We start from the raw sequence: 16,837 nt of genomic DNA, 5'->3' as shown, positions 1-16,837 counted from the left end.
TGCGATTCCCCTACCCCGGACGGGGGTTCGACCGTGCCAGACATTTCACGCAGCACCGCCGACGAGCGTGCCGGCGGCCCTCCCGCGCAGGGTCTGCGCGCCAACGCGCTCGGTATGACGACGAGCCTGATCCTGTCGGTGGCGTCGGCCGCGCCCGCGTACAGCCTGGCGGCGACGCTCGCGTTCATCGTGGCCTTCGTCGGGTTCCAGGCGCCGTCGATCGTGCTGCTGGCGTTCGTGCCGATCCTGTTCGTGTCCTTCGGGTACGCGGCGCTGAACCGGCAGGAGCCGGACTGCGGCACGATCTTCACGTGGGCGAGCCGGGTCCTCGGGCCGCGCGTCGGCTTCATGGGCGGCTGGGCCATCATCACGTCGTTCGTGCTGGTGCTCGCGAGCCTGGCGCAGGTCGCCGGGCAGTACGTCTTCATCCTGTGCGGGGCCGACGGCATCGGCGCGGACCCGTCGAGCCCCTGGGTACTCCTGGTGGGGCTCGGCTGGATCGCGCTGATGACCGCCGTCTGCTATCGCGGCATCGAGGTGGCGGCAGCCGTGCAACGGGCGCTGCTGTTCCTGGAGTTCGGCATGCTGGCCGTGTTCTCCGTGGTCGCGCTCGTCCGCGTCTACACCGGGGACGCGGGGCCGGGCGCCCGGCTTCCTCGGCTGTCGTGGCTGAACCCGTTCGAGATCCCCTCCCCCAGCGCCTTCGTCAGCGGTCTGGTGCTGATGCTGTTCATCTACTGGGGGTGGGAGACGGCGCTGACGGTGAACGAGGAGACGACCGACCGGCACCGCACGCCGGGGCGGGCCGCCGCCTGGTCGACGCTGACGCTGCTCGGGCTGTATCTGGTGGCCACCGTCGCGACGCTGGCGTTCGCCGGGATCGGCACGAGCGGTATCGGGCTCGGCAATCCCGACAACTTCGGTGATGTGTTCTCCGCCATCGGCGGCGCCGTGTTCGGCGACAGTGGCCTCGGGTCCTTCCTGTGGCATCTGCTGGTCCTGATGGTGCTGACGTCGGCCGCGGCCTCCACCGAGACGACCGTGCTGACGCTCGGCCGGACCATGCTGGCGATGGGCCGTCGGGGCGCCGCTCCGCGCGCGCTCGCGAAGGTGCATCCGCGGTACTCCATCCCGCAGTTCGGCACGATCGCGACCGGGCTCGCGGGCGCGGTCTGCTACATCGTCATGAACTTCCTGAGCGACGGTCAGGTGATCGGGGACGCGGTGTCGTCCTGCGGCTTGATGATCGCGTTCTACTACGGGCTCACCGGCCTGACGTCGGCCTGGGCGTACCGGGGCCAGTGGCGGCGCAGTGCAGGGGATCTGTGGCTTCGGGTCGTGCTGCCCGCGATCGGGGGTCTGGTCCTGCTCGCCGCCGGGGTGTGGAGCCTGCGCAACGACTGGGACCCGGCGAACAGCTACACCTCCTGGACGCTCCCCTTCGCCCCGCACTGGCACATCGGCGGCGTCTTCCTCATCGGCGTCGGCACGCTCGTCATCGGCTGGCTGCTGATGCTGGTGTACGCGCGCGTGGCCCCGGAGTTCTTCGACCGCACCGGCCCGCGGCGGGACGAGCGCACCCCGGCCGCCGCGCCGCACGAATCCGTACCGCGGTGACCGACCCTTTCCGTAGCCGGTGACCGCCCCATGACCACCCCCTCCCCCGACCGTCGACTGAGGAGCCCGTCATGCCCCTCCCCTCGCCCGACCCCTGGGAACCGACCGAAGAGCAGCAGGCGTTCGTGCGGCTCGCCCGTGACTTCGCCGCCACCGAGATCCGGCCGCGGGCCCGCGCGGTCGACGACGCCGCCACCGAGTCGCCGCTCGACCTGTGGAAGAAGGCCGCCGCGACCGGACTGACGGACTTCATGATCCCGGCCGAGTACGGCGGGGGCGGCGTCACCGGCCTGGCGACGCAGGCGCTCGTCCAGGAGGAGCTGTGCCACGGTGACATCGGCATCGGGAACCTCCTGACGTCGAACGGGTTCTTCGCGGACCCCGTCCTGGAGCTCGGCACGGACGCGCAGAAGGAGCGGTGGCTGCGCCCGCTCACCGGCTCCACCCCGCCACTGACCGCGCTCGCCGTGACGGAGCCCGACCACGGCTCGGACGCGGCGGGGATCCGCACCCGGGCGGTGCGCGAGGGCGACCACTACGTGCTCAGTGGGCAGAAGACGTGGATCTCCAACGCGCCGTACGCGAGCCGGTTCGTGGTGTTCGCGACGGTCGACCCGGCGCTGCGCGCCCGCGGTGTCACGGCGTTCGTCGTCGACCGGGACACTCCGGGGCTGACCGTGGGCCGGCCGATGCGCAAGATGGGGCAGCGGGCCATCGTGAACGCCGAGGTGTTCCTCGACCGCGTACGGGTCCCGGTCGCCGACCGGCTCGGCGAGGAGGGACTGGGGTTCTCGGGCCTCATGCGGACCTTCGACGCCTCCCGGATCCTGATCGGAGCGTCCTGTACGGGACTGTGCCGGGCGGCGCTCGACCTGGCCGTCGACTACGCCCGCGAGCGCAGGCAGTTCGGGGTGCCGATCATCGAGCACCAGTCGGTGGGCTTCCGCCTCGCCGACATGGCGACCCGCGCGGACACCGCGCACCTGGTGACGATGCGGGCGGCCCGCCTGTTCGACCAGGGCCGCAAGGTGACGACCGAGGCGGCGACGGCGAAGCTGGTCGGTTCCGAGAACGCCATGTTCACCACCTGGGCGGCCGTGCAGACGCTGGGCGGCAACGGCTACTCGCAGGAGTTCCTCGCCGAGAAGTGGATGCGGGACGCGAAGCTGGAGGAGATCGAGGAAGGCACATCCGACATCCAGCGGCTCATCATCTCGCGGGCGCTCGCGGCATCATGACGACCCTCGACGTGTTCCGCGCGCCGCGCTCCGTCGCCGTGGTCGGCGCCACCGACAACCCCGCCAAGTGGGGCCACTGGCTGGCGCGCGGCGCCCTCGCCGGGCGGCACAGGCGCCGGGTGCATCTGGTCAACGCCCGTGGCGCGACCGTGCTCGGGCAGCCGAGCCACCCCGCCCTCGACGCCCTGCCCGAGGTGCCCGACCTGGTCGCGTTCGCGGTGCCGGCGGCCGCGCTCGCCACCGGTGTCGAAGGGGCGGTCGCCCTCGGGGTGCCGGGGCTGCTCGCCATCACCTCCGGAGTCGCGGATCCCGCGGCGCTGACCAGGACCGTCAGGGCCGGTGGCGCCCGCCTGGTGGGCCCGAACTGTCTGGGCCTGTACGACGCGTCGGCCGAACTGGAGCTGGCCTGGGGCCGGTTCACGGCGGGCTCGCTCGCGGTCGTGTCGCAGAGCGGCCAGGTCGGCCTGGAGATCGCCCAGTTGGCGGCGGCGAGCGGCGTGGGTGTCTCGCGGTTCGTGTCCGTCGGCAGCCAGCTCGACGTCAGCGCGGCTGAGGTGCTCGCCGACCTGGTCGACCACGAATCCACCCGGGCCGTCGCCCTCTACCTGGAGAGCTACGGCGACGGTGACGCACTGCTGGACGCCCTCGACGCGCTGCGCGCGGCGGGCAAGCCGGTGCTGCTGCTGACCGTGGGGGCGAGTCCGGCGGCGCGGCAGGCGGCCCGTTCGCACACCGGCGCCATGACGTCCGCGCTCGACGTCGTGGACGCGGCCTGCCGTGCGGTCGGCGCCGTACGCGTCGACACACCCGCCCAACTCGCGGACACCGCACACGTGTTGCTGCGGTCGGCTCCGGTGCGTGGGCCTCGCGTGGCGATCGTGGCCGACAGCGGCGGGCAGGGCGCGGTCGCGGCGGACACCGCGGCCCGGCTCGGCCTTGACGTCGTCGAGCTGCCGTCCGCGGTGCGGCGACGGCTGGCGCGGCGGCTGCCGCCGGGGGCCGGGCGGGCGAACCCGGTCGACCTCGACGGCGCGGGCGAGCGGGACCTGTCCACGTATGCCTCGGTGCCGGAGTGCCTGGCCGACCCGTCGGTCGTCGACGCGGTCGTGCTGAGCGGGTACTTCGGCAGCTATGGGCGTGACATCCCCGCGCAGGCGGCCGCGGAGTCGGAGGCGGCGCGCGCCCTGGGCCGCCTCGCCGCGGATCGGGGGCTGCCCGTCGTGGTGCACTCGATGGCCGAACGCACTCCGGCGCTGCGGGAGTTGGAGGTGTCGGGTGTGCCGACGTTCACCGATGTCGAGCGGGCGCTGCGGGCCGTGGCCACGGCGCACCGGCTGGCCCGGCAGCCGCGCCGCCCCCGTACCCGTGTCCGGCGTGCGGCTCGGGTGGCGCCTGGTGTGCCCGTGGGTGCGGGGTACTTGGCGGCGCGCCGGCTGCTGGGCGAGGCGGGTGTGACCTTCCCGCAGGCGGTGGGCATCCCGGCAGGTACCCGGGACCCGGCGGAGGTGGCGGCCGCGCTGTCGGCCCCGGTCGTGCTCAAGGCGGACTGGCTGGAGCACAAGACGGAGCACGGCGGTGTGGCCACCGGCCTGTGGGACCCCGGCGCGCTGCGAGCCGCGTACCAGGACATGGTGGAGCGCCTGGGGCCGCACGCCTACGTCGTCGAGGAGATGGACCGGCGGCCGGACGCGGTCGAGGTCGTCGTCGCGGCCCGCCGGGACCCGTCGTTCGGCCCGCTCGTCGCGGTCGGCGCCGGGGGCGTCCGGGCCGAACTCGCCCGGGACCTGGTCCTCGAACTGGCCCCCTGCTCCCGGGCCACCGCGCACGCCATGCTGCGCGGCCTGCGGATGGCGCCCCTGCTGCGCGGCTGGCGCGGTCGCAGCCCCGTCGACGTGGAGGCCCTGGTGTCGGTCGTCGTCGCCGTGTCCGAGGTGATCGCCGGGCGGGCGGACATCGGTGAGGTCGAGCTCAACCCGGTGCGGGTCGCGGAGCGGGGCGCGCTCGCGGTGGACGCGCTGGTCGTCGCCGCCGGGGCCGTGCGGGGGCCGGGCGGCGGCGGGTCCGGCAGGCTCTAGGTGGAGACCTCCGCCGCGGTTCGGGGCGGCTGCGGCGGGGCCGCGTCCCGCGGGTAGATCATCCGGTCCGGGACGCGGTGCCGTTCGCGGCGGGCGAGGATCCAGTACAGCACACCCGGCAGTGTCAGCCCCACGATCCACGAGATGTCCGCGCCGCCCAGTGGGGCGACGAACGGGCCGGTGAACAAGTCCGTTGCCATGAACGGGAGTTGGGCGAGCAGGCCGAAGCCGTACGAGACGAGGGCCGGGGCCCGCCAGGATCCGTAGCGGCCGTCGGGGTCGTTGAGGGCGGGGATGTCGTAGCGCTCCTTCGCGACGAGGTAGTAGTCGGCGAGGTTCACCGCGCTCCATGGGGTGAAGAAGGCCAGCACGATGAGGAGGAACGTCGAGAACGTGTTGAGGAAGTCGCCGCGCCCCGCGAGCGCGAGGACGGCGCCGGCCACGATGATGGCGGCGATGTAGCCGACCCGGCCGCGCGGCGAGAGGCGGTAGGGCACCGCGCCCCCGCGCCGCATCCCGGTCACGCTCGTCACGGTCGACATGAACGCGCCGTACGTGTTGAGCACGGTGACGGTCAGCTTGCCGAGCGCGATGACGAAGTAGAGCACGGCCGCCATCAGGCCCGCCCCGCCCAGTGACACCACGTACGTCACCTCATGGCCCACGAACGCCTCCCCCGCCGCCGCCGCGGCCAGCGCCCCGAAGGCCATCGACCACTGGGCGCCGAGCGCGGTCCCCGCGAGCGTCCAGCCGAACGTGGCGCGCGCCGAGGTCGAACGCGGCAGGTAGCGCGAGTAGTCGGCGACGTACGGGCCGAAGGACAGTTGCCAGGACGCCGACAGGGACACGGCGAGGAGGAACGCGGGCAGCGCGAAGCTGTGGTCGGAGAGGACCGCGCCGATGTCGTCGTGCTGGAGGAGGCGGATGCCGAGGTAGACGAAGGCGATGCCGCACACGACTCCGGCGAGGCGGCCGAGGAAGTGGATGAGGCGGTAGCCGACGGCGGCGGCGACCGCGGTGACCGCGGTGAAGATGAGGATGCCTGCGACCGGGCCGAGGTGGGTGAGTTCGCCGACGGCCTCGCCCGCGAGGACGGTGCCGCTCGCGGTGCAGCCGATGAACATGAAGACGGCCAGGATGAGCGGCACGACGGCGCCGCGCACTCCGAACTGGGCCCGTGAGGAGATCATTTGGGGCAGGCCGAGGCGGGGGCCCTGCGCGGAGTGCAGGGCCATGACCGAGCCGCCGAGCAGGTTCCCGGCGAGCAGCCCGATGACCGCCCAAAAGGCCGTGGCGCCGAGCACCACCGCGAGGGCGCCGGTGACCACGGCGGTGATCTGGAGGTTCGCGCCGACCCACAGGGTGAACTGGCTGAAGGCGGTACCGTGCCGTTCCTCGTCCGGTACGACGTCGATGGAGCGTGACTCGACGAGCCCGCCCGGCCGCTCGCCCGCCGTCGCCTTCTCGTCCGTCGTCGCCTTCTCGTCCGTCGTCTTCGTCTTCTCGTCCGCTGTCGGCATCGCGTCACCGGCTTTCGTGTGTGCTCAGGACGGTGCCGATCGCGGCGACGAGCTGCCGCAGTTCGTCGTCGGTGGTGATGAACGGCGGGCTGATCTGCACGGTGTTGCCGCGCAGCGGTCGCGTGACGAAGCCGTGCTCGACGAGGTCGTCGGTGACCGCTTCGGCGCTGATGTCGTCGACGAGGGCGACACCACCGAGGAGGCCCGCCACACGTGTCTCGACGACGGACTCCCGCGTACCGAGGACGCGCAGCTCGTCGGCGAGTACCTGCTCCAGGTCCGCGACCCGGGGCACCAGCTTCTCCTCGTCGATGATGTCGAGGTTGCGCAGCGCGACGGCGCAGGCGGTGGCGTGCCCGGAGTAGGTGACACCGTGCCGGAAGACGGGGGTGTCGTCGGCGTCCCGGTAGAACGGCTGCCAGATGTGCGGGGCGACGAGGACGCCGCCGAGCGGTGCGTAGCCGGAGGTGACGCCCTTGGCGAAGGTGACGAGGTCGGGTGCGAGGCCATAGCGTTCGGTGGCGAACATGTGGCCCGTACGGCCGAATCCGGTGATCACCTCGTCGATGATGAGCAGGATGTCGTGCTCGCGGCAGATGCGCTGCAGGCCCTCCAGGTATCCGGGCGCGGGCACGATGACACCGCCGGTGCCCTGTACGGGTTCGGCGACGAGGGCGGCGATGTGTTCCGGGCCGATCTCCCGCACCGTGCGTTCGACGGCTTCGATGTCGTCCGTGGACACGCGGGCGGTCTCGGGGACGAGGGATTCGGTGCCGTAGCCGGTGCGGTTGAAGTCGAGGCCCGCGATGCTCGTGCCGTAGGCGTGCAGGCCGTGGTACGCGAACTCGCGGCTGAGGATCACGGTTTTGCCTGAACGGCCCTCGCGCTGCCAGTGCCTGCGGGCGAGCTTGCAGGCGACGTCGATGGCGTCGCTGCCGCCGCTGCCCAGGATGACCTTGGGGTCGTCGATGGGTGACAGGTCGGCGAGGCGTTCGCCGAGGGCGACGGCCCGGTCGTTCAGGTAGCGGCCGAAGACGTGGTACGTCTCCAGGCGGCGCATCTGGTCGTCGGCGGCGCCGGCGAGTTCGGGGTGGGCGTGGCCGACGTTGGCGTGCCAGAGGCCCGCCGTCCCGTCGAAGAGGCGGCGGCCGTCCGTGCTGTACAGGTAGCTGCCTTCGGCGCGTTCGATGGTGAGTTGGCGTCCGAGGACGGACGGGAGGTGGGCCTGCGCGCTCCACAGGGCGGGGCCGGTCAGGACGGGCGCGTTCTCCTGGGCCATGAGGGTCTCCGTAAAGGTCAAAGGTGGGGGGAGGTGTGTGTCAGTGGGTGGTGGCTCGCCGCCGGGCTCGTACGAACAGGTACGTGGCGAGGATCGCGGCGAGGCTCAGCACGCTCAGATAGAGCTGGGAGCGGGCGTCGGGGACGAGGAGCATGGAGCTCAGGACGACGACGATGCCCGCGAGGGTGGCCCAACTCAAGTACGGGTAGCACCACATGCGCAGCTTGAGCCGGTCCGGGGCCTCGCGTTCCAGCTGCCGCCGCATGCGCAGCTGCGAGCCGGCGATGATGGCGTAGACGAACAGGCCGACGGCGCCCGCCGAGTTGATGATGAAGTCGAAGATGGTGTCGGGTGCGACGTAGCTCATCGCGACGGCCACGTAGCCGACGGACGTGCACGCGAGGATGGCCTTCCAGGGGGTGCCCTTGCGGCTGCGGTCGGCGACCCAGCGAGGGGCCCAGCGGTGGCGTTGCAGGGCGAAGAGCATGCGGGAGGCCGTGTAGAGGCCGGAGTTGAGGACGGACAGCACGGAGGTGAGGACGACGACGTTGATGACGGTCGTGGCGGCGGGCACGCCCAGCTTGCCGAAGGCGGCCGCGTACGGGCTGGTCTCGACCGGGATGCGGTCCCACGGTGTCATCATCACCAACAGCGTGACGGACCCGACGTAGAAGATGATGACGCGCCACACCGTGGACGACGTCGCCTTGACGACGGACTTGACCGGGTCGGTGGACTCGGCGGCGGCGATGGTGACGATCTCGGTGCCCACGTAGGAGAAGATCACGAGGACGACGCCGTGCAGGACGGCCGAGACACCATGGGGGGCGAAGCCGTCGAGGGCGACGTTGCCCACCGACAGCGTCGCGTCCGGCCACAGGCCGAGGGCGAACAGGGTGCCCGCGACGAGGAACACGACGATGGTGACGACCTTGATGGACGCCAGCCAGAACTCGGTCTCCCCGAAGGAGCGCGTGGACACCAGGTTGGTGGCCGTCAGGAGTGTCATGAGGACGAGCGAGAACACCCACTGCGGTACGCCGGGTATCCACAGCATCAGCAGCTTCGCGCCCGCGACCGCCTCGAAGGCGACGACGCCGACCCAGAAGTACCAGTACAGCCAGCCGATGGTGTAGCCCGCCCAGGCGCCGAGCGAGGTGCGGGCGTACTCCATGAACGAGCCGAGGGTCGGCGACGCGGTCGCCATCTCGCCGAGCATCCGCATGACGAGGACGACCAGGAGGCCACCGAGCGCGTACGACAGGATGGCGGCCGGTCCCACGGTGTGGATGACGGCGCCGCTGCCGACGAAGAGGCTCGCGCCGACGATGCCGCCGAGGGCGATCATCCGTACGTGGCGCTGTCTGAGGGTGCGGGGCGCGTCGGCGGGTGGCTGCTCCTGGGCCGTCCGGTCGTCGCCCGGGTCGATCCGGTCGTTCTCGCGAGTTGTCCGCACGGTTGAGGGCCCTCCTGGGCGTCGGCGGCCGAAACAGTGCGCAACTGTAGAACAGTTCTACTGTTCGGCACCAGGGGGCGCCTGGTGGCTACGATGACGTCATGACGGCACTTGACGGGCTGGTGGCCCAGCGGACCACGACCGCGCAGCAGATCGCCGACGGCCTGTCGGAGCGGATCCTCGCCGGGGCGTTCCGGCCGGGCGAGCGGCTGCGCGAGAGCGCCATCGCGGCCGAACTGGGCATAGCCCGCAACACGGTTCGCGAGGCGGTCCGGCTCTTGGAGCACGGCGGTCTCATCCGGTTCCAGGCCAACCGCGGGGCGGTGGTGATCTCGCCGACGCCGCGGAGTGTCGACGAGCTGTACACGGCGCGCGAGCACTTGGAGGCGGCGGCCCTCGCGGCACCTCTCGGCGCGAGCCAACTCGCCGCTGTGGAAGGGGCGTACGAGCATCTGGTCGCGGTCACGGCGTCGCTGCGTCGCGCGGACATCGTGGCGGCGGACCTCGCCTTCCACGGCGCGATCGTGGCGGCGCTCGGCAACGCACGCATCGACGCGTTCTACGCGGGCCTCACGCGTGAACTGCGCTTCTACCTGATGGCGTTGTCCGCGCACGAGCGGGAGAACGAGAATCCGCGCAAGCTGCTCGGCGAGCACGAACCACTGATGGCGGCGATCCGCGCGGGCGACGCGGAGCGCGCCCAGCGGGAGGCGCGGCACCACATCGCGTCCAACTGTGCGCGGGTGCAGGAGATCTTGGCGGGCTGCGGCGGCGGGTGACCCCGTTCGCGCCGCGTTACGGACTCACGGCGTCACGGCTTCAACGACTCCCTCTCGCCACCCGTGGACTCGCGTACCTCAAGCCAGTGCGGCGCCGTGTGCACCTCGAACGGTGGTGGCTCCTCGGCGCGGACCCGGTTGACGAGGCACTTCACCGCGAGCGACGCGATGGCCGCCTTGTCGGGGACGACGGAGGTGAGCGACGGTGTGCCGTAGAGCGCTTCCTCGGAGCCGTCGACGCCGGCGAGCGCCACGTCGCCGGGGATGCTCACGTCGGCTTCGTACAGGGCTCGTCGGGCGCCGACGGCGAGCAGGTCGCTGAAGCAGAACACGGCGTCGGGGCGTTGGCCGGGCGGCAGTGCGGTAAGGGTGCGCATGGCCTGGAGGCCGCCCCGCCGGTCGAAGTCCTTGACCTGGGGCGCGAGTCCGGGATCGTAGGTCAACCCGGCGGCGTGCAGCGCCTGTTGGAAGCCTTCGAGGCGTTGGCGGCTGGTCGCGGAGCCCGCCTTGTCGACGCCGATCGCGGCGATCCGGGTGCGGCCGAGGCCCGCGAGGTGTGCGGTGGCCTCGCGGGCGGCGGCGACATTGTCGATGAGGACGTGGTCGGCGACGACACGGTCGCCTTCGTAGCTGCGCTCACCGAGCAGTACGAGGGGGAACTGGTCGGTGACGGGGGCGAGTTCGTCCGGTGTGACATGGAGCGGTGACAGGATCACTCCGTCCAGGAGTGACGCGCCGACGCCGGTCGCGAGGCGCAGTTCCTCCTTGGTGTCACCGAGGGTCTCCTCGATGAGGACGGTGAAGCCGAGCGCGGCGGCCTCGGCGCGTACGTGGTGGGCGAGTTCCGCGAAGTAGGGCGTCGCCAGGTCGGGGACGGCGAGGGCGATCAGTCCGCTGCGTCCGGTGCGCAGGCGGCGGGCCGAGGGGTTGGGCCGGTAGCCGAGCTCGCGGACGGCGCTCATGACGCGGGTCCGGGTGGCTTCGGAGACGCGCGGAGCGTCGCGTACAACGTTGGACACCGTCTTGATGGACACGCCCGCACGCTCGGCGACGTCCTTGAGCGTCACTGCTGCCACTGACCTGCTCCCCTCACGTCGTATCCCCTGATTATGCACGCAGTGGAGGCAGTTGGCATCACCGAGGTGGGTCCGATCCGATCCGCAACAGAGGGCCGACAGAGGGTTGACCGCTGCGACTTCCCCTGGTTACAACGTTGGAATCTCTCCTCCCTCCTGGAAGGTCCCCATGCCCGAGCCCCGAAGCGGCCCGCGCCCTCTCCCCGGTCGCCGGGCCGTCCTGTCCGCCGCGGCCGCCGGGGTCGGTGCCGCGCTGGCCGGTACGCTGTCCGGCTGTTCCACCGCGAGCGGCGGCACGTCGCGCGGTGTCACCCTCAGGTTCTCCTGGTGGGGAAACGACGACCGTGCGGCGCGGACCGAGAAGGCGGTGCGCCTCTTCGAGAAGGAGCACCCCGGCGTCACCGTCCGCACGTCGAACGGCGAATTCGGCGCGTATTTGCAGAAGTTGGCCACGCAGGCCGCGGGCGGCGGCATCCCGGACGTGGTGCAGCTCGACTACCGGCAGGTGTCCCAGTACGCCGGTGGTGACGCGTTGATGTCCCTGGACGAATTCATCGAGCGCGGCACCGTCGACACGTCCGGCATGGAGCACGCGTTCCTGCGCACGGGCACGTACCGGGGCGGCCAGTACGCCCTGCCGATGGGGCGCGGCATCACCGGTTTCGCGTACGACTCGGCGATCTTCAAACGGGCGGGTGTCGGCACGCCGCGCCCGGACTGGACCTGGCAGGAGTGGGCCGAGGCCAACAAGAAGGTCACCGCGCTGGGCCTGAGGTCCCCCGACGGCCGCCGCGTGCGCGGCGCCAACGACGGCGGTGGCAACGAGGACGTCTTCGAGGACTGGCTGCGTAGCCGCGGCGGCGAGCTCTACAAGAGCCAGACGGAACTGGCGTTCACCGAGGACGACCTCACCGAGTTCTGGACGTTCTACGACCGGCTGCGCAAGGCGGGCGCCGTGGCCGCGCCGCAGGACACGGTGCAGGCCACGAACACCGAGATGTCCCCGATGGGCCGCCGGCTCGCCGCGTCCGACTTCACGTGGGACGCCCCGTTCCCCGGTTACGTAGATCTGCTGGGCGATCAGGTGCACTACGCGCCCGTGCCGACGACCGACGGCAGGCAGGGCGCCTACTTCAAGCCGAGCATGCTGATCGGTATCGGCGCGCACACCCAACACCCCAAGGAGGCCGCCCAGTTGGTGGACTTCCTGCTCAACGACGTGCGGGCGGGGGACATCCTCGGGTTCTCCCGGTCCACCCCGCCCAACCGGACGATCGCGGCGCGCGTCGGCAGGACGCTGAAGGGGCCGGAGCTGGAGATCTACCGGTACGCGCAGGCGATGGAGAAGTACGGCCTCGACGCGCCGCCGACCGCCCCGCCGCCCGGTGACCTGGCGATCCAGCCCACGTTCACGCGCGTGCACCAGCGCATGATCTACGGCCGGGCCACGCCCCGGCAGGCGGCGCGCGAACTCATCGACGAGGCCAACAAGGAGCTGAGGTCATGAGCGCACTCACCACGAAGGCGCCCGCCCCGGCGTCCCGGACACCCGAGCGGCAAGACAACGGCAAGCCGCGCCGCCCGGTCCGTGAACGGCAGTGGCCCGCCTACGTGTTCCTGTCGCCGTGGATGATCGGCGCGGTCGTGCTGACCCTCGTACCGATGGCGGTGTCGCTGTACCTGTCGTTCACGGACTACAACCTGTTCGACCCGCCGAAGTGGATCGGCCTGCGCAACTACACGGACATGCTGTTCGACGACCCCCGCTACTGGCGGTCGGTGGGCACCACGATGCTGTACGTCGTGGTGGCGGTGCCGCTGAAGCTGGGGCTCGCGCTCGGCGCGGCCATGCTCCTGAAGAACCTCGGCCGGGGCCGGGCCTTCTACCGCAGCGCGTTCTACGCGCCGTCGCTGCTCGGGGCGAGCATGTCCATCGCCCTGGTGTGGCGGGCGCTGTTCAACGACGGCGGCACCGTCGCTGACGCCCTCGACAGGATCGGTATCCACGCGGGTGGCTGGGTCGGCAACGCGGATCTCGCGGTGTACGTGATCGTGCTCCTGACGGTGTGGCAGTTCGGCGCCCCGATGGTGATCTTCCTGGCGGGGTTGCAGCAGATCTCGCCGGACCTGTACGAGGCGGCGGCGCTCGACGGGGCGGGCCGGTGGCGGCAGTTCGTGTCGGTGACCGTGCCGATGCTGTCCCCGGTCGTCTTCTTCAACCTGGTCCTCGAAGTCATCAACTCCTTCCAGGTGTTCACCCCGGCCTACGCCGTCAGCGGCGGCGAAGGCGGGCCCGCCGACTCGACGCTGTTCTACACGCTGTACCTGTACGAGCGCGGCTTCACCGCCTCGCACATGGGCTACGCCTCGGCGATGGCCTGGCTGCTGCTCATCGCGATCGGCGTCATCACCCTGATCCTGTTCCGGACGTCCCGGTCCTGGGTCTTCTACGCGGACGACAACGAGGGGGCGGCGCGATGAACATCGCCGCGAAGCGGTGGCTGCCGCACACCATCGCCGCCGTGTGCCTGCTGGTGCTGCTGTACCCGCTGGCCTGGCTGCTGGCGACGTCGCTGAAACCGGCCGACGAGGTCATCGCCAGCCTGAACCTGTGGCCGAGCCACTTCGAGTGGTCCAACTACACGACGGCCCTCGACGGGGTGTCGGGCGTTCCCGTGAGCCGGCTGCTCGGCAATACGCTGCTGATCGCCGGTGGCGCCGTCGTCGGCAACGTGGTGTCGTGCTCGCTCGCCGCGTACGCCTTCGCGCGGCTGCGGTTCCGGATGCGGGGGCCGATGTTCGCCTTCATGGTGGCGACGCTGATGCTGCCGCACCACGTCGTGCTGATCCCGCAGTACATCATCTTCAACCGGCTCGGCCTGGTGGACACGTTCTGGCCGCTGATCCTGCCGAAGTTCCTGGCCACCGAGGCGTTCTTCGTGTTCCTCATCGTGCAGTTCATGCGGGGTCTGCCGCGTGAGCTGGAGGAGTCGGCGCGGATCGACGGCTGCGGCCCGTTCCGCACGTACTGGGCGATCACGCTGCCGCTGAGCCGTCCCGCGCTGATCACCACGGCGATCTTCACGTTCATCTGGACGTGGAACGACTTCTTCACGCAGATGATCTATCTGTTCGCTCCGGAGAAGTTCACGATCACGCTCGCGCTGCGCAGCTTCGTCGACCAGGGCAGCACGTCCGCGTACGGGCCGATGTTCGCCATGTCGGTGATCTCGGTGCTGCCGATCGTGCTGTTCTTCTTCGTCTTCCAGCGCTACTTGGTGCAGGGCATGGCCACGTCCGGACTGAAGGGCTGAGCCGTCATGACCACACACATGTCCCCTGCCGGGCGTCGCGAGCCCGGTGAGGTGTTCGGCGGCGGCTTCACACTCTTCGCGGACATGCTCCTCGTCGGCCTCCTGACGAGCCTCGCCTGCCTGCCGGTCGTCACGGCGCCCGCCGCGTTCTCGGCGGCGTCGGCGACGCTGCGGGGCGCGGCGCGGGACGGGAGGACGGTCAACTCGCGTGTCTACGTGGGTGAGTTGCGCGCCCGCCTGACCGGGCGCGCCCTGTTGGGCGGCCTGCTGCCGCCAGCCCTCGCCGTGCTTCTGCTGCTCGACGGCGCCCTGGTCCGCTCCGGGCTTCCGGGAGCGCGGGTCCTGGCGCCCGCCCTGCTGCTGCTCGCGCTGGGCGCGGCGGTCGTGGGGCTGCGGGCCACGGCGCTCGAAGCACCACACCAGTTGTCCGTGCGGGAGGGGCTCGTGCGTACGCTCGCCGAACCGCGCGGCAGCCTGCTGCTCGCGGGCGCCGTCGTCCTCGCCGCGCTTCTCGCGTGGGCGATGCCGATGCTCGTGCCGCTGCTCGCGGGGCCACTGGCGTTCGCCGCCACCGCCGTCGACCTGCGCCACTCCCCCGCCGACGGGGCGGCGTCCTGACAGCCGGGCTCCGCGAAATCCCCGGAATTTTCCTGAACAGCGCACCACACCACCGGAGTTCTTCTTGTCTCACACCCACCTCGACGTCGCAGGACACCCCCGGCCGCAGCTGGTCCGTGACCCCGACTGGCGGGACCTGTGCGGTCCGTGGGGGTTCGCCCACGACGACGCCGACCGCGGTCGCGCGGAGCGCTGGATGGATCCGGAGGTCACCGGGCCGTTCACCGGCGTCGTGACCGTGCCCTACCCGCCCGAGTCGGCGGCGTCCGGGCTGCGGGACACCGCGTTCCATCCGGTGCTGTGGTACCGGCGCACCGTGGACGTGGCCCGTCCCGCCGCCGGGCGGCGCCTGTTGCTGCACTTCGGCGCGGTCGACCACCGGGCGGAGGTGTGGGTCAACGGGCTCCCGGTGGGGCGGCACGAGGGCGGGCACACCGGGTTCACCTGCGACATCACCGATGCCGTCGACGGGGACGGCGAACAGCTCGTCGTCGTACGCGCCGAGGACCAGCCGCTCGACGTGACGCAGCCGCGCGGAAAGCAGGACTGGCGCCGCGACCCGCACGTCATCTGGTACCACCGCACGTCGGGCATCTGGCAGCCGGTGTGGCTGGAGGAGGTTCCCGAGCGGCACATCACGACGCTGCACTGGACCCCGGACGTCGCGAACGCCCGCGTACGCTGCCGGGTCCGGCTGAGCCGGTGGCCCGCGGCGCCCGTGCATGTGTCGGTGCGGCTCGTGCTGGGCGAGCGGGTCCTCGCCGACCAGCGGACGCTGTGCGAGGGGCAGGAGACGACGTTCGACATCGCGGTGCCCGCGCTGCGGCACGGCCAGGACCGGGACGAATTGCTGTGGACGCCGGAGCGCCCGCACCTCGTGGACGCGACGGTCGAGGTGGCGGACGCGGCGGACGGCGCCCCGGTGGACCGTGTCATGTCGTACGTCGGGCTGCGTGACATCGGCTGGGACGACGGCCTGTTCCTCCTCAACCACAAGCCGTACTTCCTTCGGCTCGCGCTGCAGCAGGGCTATTGGCCGGGATCACACCTCGCGGCGTCGGCTCAGGAGCTGCGCCGGGAGGCGGAGCTCGCCAAGGAGATCGGCCTCAACGGGCTGCGCGTCCACCAGAAGATCGAGGACCCGCGCTTCCTGTACTGGGCCGACCGGTTGGGGCTCGTGCTGTGGGAGGAGATGCCGTCCGCGTACGCGTTCGGCGCGACCACGGTCGAGCGGGTGATCGCCGAGTGGACGGAGGCGGTGTCGCGCGACCTGAGCCACCCCTCGATCGTCGCGTGGATCCCCCTCAACGAGTCCTGGTCCGTGCCGAATCCGGCGCTCGTGCCCGAGCAACGCCACTTCATGGACGCCCTCTACCACCTCACCAAGGCCCTCGACCCGTCCCGCCCCGCCGTCTCCAACGACGGCTGGGAGATCTCCGCCGCGGACATGTGGGGCGTGCACGACTACACGCAGCGGGCGGACGTGCTGCGCGAGCGGTACGGTCAACCGGCGGTGCGGCGCGGCGAGTTCACGGAGCAGTGGCCCGGTGTCCGCCGCCTCACGCTCGACGGGGTGCGCCACGAGGGGCAGCCGGTCGTGCTCAGCGAGTTCGGCGGCGCCACCTTCGAACCGGCCGAGGGCGCCGAGTGGTTCGGCTACGACACCGTGGCCACGGACAAGGAGTTCGCCGAGCGGCTGTCCTCGCTGGTGGGGGCGGCGGTGGACTCGGGGCTCGCCGGATTCTGCTACACGCAGTTCACCGACACCGAGCAGGAGGTGAACGGCCTGCTGACGGCGGGCCGCGAGCCGAAGCTGCCGGTGCCCGAACTCCGCGCGATCCTCACGCGGACCCGCGACTGATGGA

13 protein-coding genes are annotated in these 16,837 nt (G+C 71.4%); 9 read left to right on the top strand and 4 right to left on the bottom strand.

Features of this window, described 5'->3' with window-relative positions:
* Positions 1-33 precede the first annotated feature (33 nt).
* From RBJ65_RS35950 to RBJ65_RS35940, 3 genes are all read left to right on the top strand, one after another.
* Positions 34-1,617, top strand: coding sequence for an APC family permease (locus RBJ65_RS35950; protein WP_306319618.1), 1,584 nt, complete (start codon positions 34-36; stop codon positions 1,615-1,617).
* 71 nt (positions 1,618-1,688) lie between these two features.
* Positions 1,689-2,855: an acyl-CoA dehydrogenase family protein gene (locus RBJ65_RS35945; RefSeq protein ID WP_306319617.1), complete on the top strand. Its 1,167-nt coding sequence runs from the start codon at positions 1,689-1,691 to the stop codon at positions 2,853-2,855.
* Positions 2,852-4,930, top strand: a complete 2,079-nt coding sequence (locus tag RBJ65_RS35940; RefSeq protein WP_306319616.1) for an acetate--CoA ligase family protein — start codon at positions 2,852-2,854, stop codon at positions 4,928-4,930. The genes RBJ65_RS35945 and RBJ65_RS35940 overlap by 4 nt, the downstream gene beginning before the upstream one ends.
* On the opposite strand, the gene RBJ65_RS35935 is transcribed toward RBJ65_RS35940, so the two are convergent.
* Genes RBJ65_RS35935 through RBJ65_RS35925 form a run of 3 tightly spaced genes read right to left on the bottom strand, consistent with a single transcriptional unit; the run spans position 4,927 to position 9,185 of the window.
* The gene (locus tag RBJ65_RS35935) at positions 4,927-6,450 is read right to left on the bottom strand and encodes a cytosine permease (protein WP_306319615.1); all 1,524 of its coding nucleotides are present in this window, start codon (positions 6,448-6,450) and stop codon (positions 4,927-4,929) included. The two genes, RBJ65_RS35940 and RBJ65_RS35935, sit on opposite strands and share 4 nt — an antisense overlap.
* A gap of 4 nt (positions 6,451-6,454) precedes the next feature.
* A complete protein-coding gene (locus RBJ65_RS35930; protein ID WP_306319614.1) occupies positions 6,455-7,729 on the bottom strand; it encodes an aspartate aminotransferase family protein in 1,275 nt (424 codons plus the stop codon).
* A gap of 40 nt (positions 7,730-7,769) precedes the next feature.
* Positions 7,770-9,185: an amino acid permease gene (locus RBJ65_RS35925; RefSeq protein ID WP_306319613.1), complete on the bottom strand. Its 1,416-nt coding sequence runs from the start codon at positions 9,183-9,185 to the stop codon at positions 7,770-7,772.
* A gap of 101 nt (positions 9,186-9,286) precedes the next feature.
* Here RBJ65_RS35925 and RBJ65_RS35920 point away from each other — a divergent pair, with 101 nt between their 5' ends.
* Complete coding sequence (locus RBJ65_RS35920; RefSeq protein ID WP_306319612.1) at positions 9,287-9,964, top strand: GntR family transcriptional regulator; 678 nt, start codon at positions 9,287-9,289, stop codon at positions 9,962-9,964.
* 32 nt (positions 9,965-9,996) lie between these two features.
* On the opposite strand, the gene RBJ65_RS35915 is transcribed toward RBJ65_RS35920, so the two are convergent.
* Positions 9,997-11,040: a LacI family DNA-binding transcriptional regulator gene (locus tag RBJ65_RS35915; RefSeq protein ID WP_306319611.1), complete on the bottom strand. Its 1,044-nt coding sequence runs from the start codon at positions 11,038-11,040 to the stop codon at positions 9,997-9,999.
* 169 nt (positions 11,041-11,209) lie between these two features.
* Here RBJ65_RS35915 and RBJ65_RS35910 point away from each other — a divergent pair, with 169 nt between their 5' ends.
* The 5 genes from RBJ65_RS35910 to RBJ65_RS35890 all read left to right on the top strand — a co-directional run bounded on the left by RBJ65_RS35910 (position 11,210) and on the right by RBJ65_RS35890 (position 16,833).
* Positions 11,210-12,547: an ABC transporter substrate-binding protein gene (locus RBJ65_RS35910; protein ID WP_306319610.1), complete on the top strand. Its 1,338-nt coding sequence runs from the start codon at positions 11,210-11,212 to the stop codon at positions 12,545-12,547.
* Entirely contained in the window at positions 12,544-13,521 is a 978-nt protein-coding gene (locus RBJ65_RS35905; protein WP_306319609.1) for a carbohydrate ABC transporter permease, read from the top strand. The genes RBJ65_RS35910 and RBJ65_RS35905 overlap by 4 nt, the downstream gene beginning before the upstream one ends.
* Complete coding sequence (locus RBJ65_RS35900; RefSeq protein WP_306319608.1) at positions 13,518-14,354, top strand: carbohydrate ABC transporter permease; 837 nt, start codon at positions 13,518-13,520, stop codon at positions 14,352-14,354. The genes RBJ65_RS35905 and RBJ65_RS35900 overlap by 4 nt, the downstream gene beginning before the upstream one ends.
* A gap of 6 nt (positions 14,355-14,360) precedes the next feature.
* Complete coding sequence (locus tag RBJ65_RS35895) at positions 14,361-14,972, top strand: hypothetical protein (protein ID WP_306319607.1); 612 nt, start codon at positions 14,361-14,363, stop codon at positions 14,970-14,972.
* Between the two features lie 64 nt (positions 14,973-15,036).
* Entirely contained in the window at positions 15,037-16,833 is a 1,797-nt protein-coding gene (locus RBJ65_RS35890; protein ID WP_306319606.1) for a glycoside hydrolase family 2 protein, read from the top strand.
* Positions 16,834-16,837 lie beyond the last annotated feature (4 nt).

Origin of the sequence: Streptomyces sp. KL109B (assembly GCF_030766935.1) — a bacterium.
Classification (GTDB): domain Bacteria; phylum Actinomycetota; class Actinomycetes; order Streptomycetales; family Streptomycetaceae; genus Streptomyces.
The sequence above is the reverse complement of the archived record's forward strand: the minus strand, read 5'-3'. Positions and strand labels throughout refer to the sequence as shown.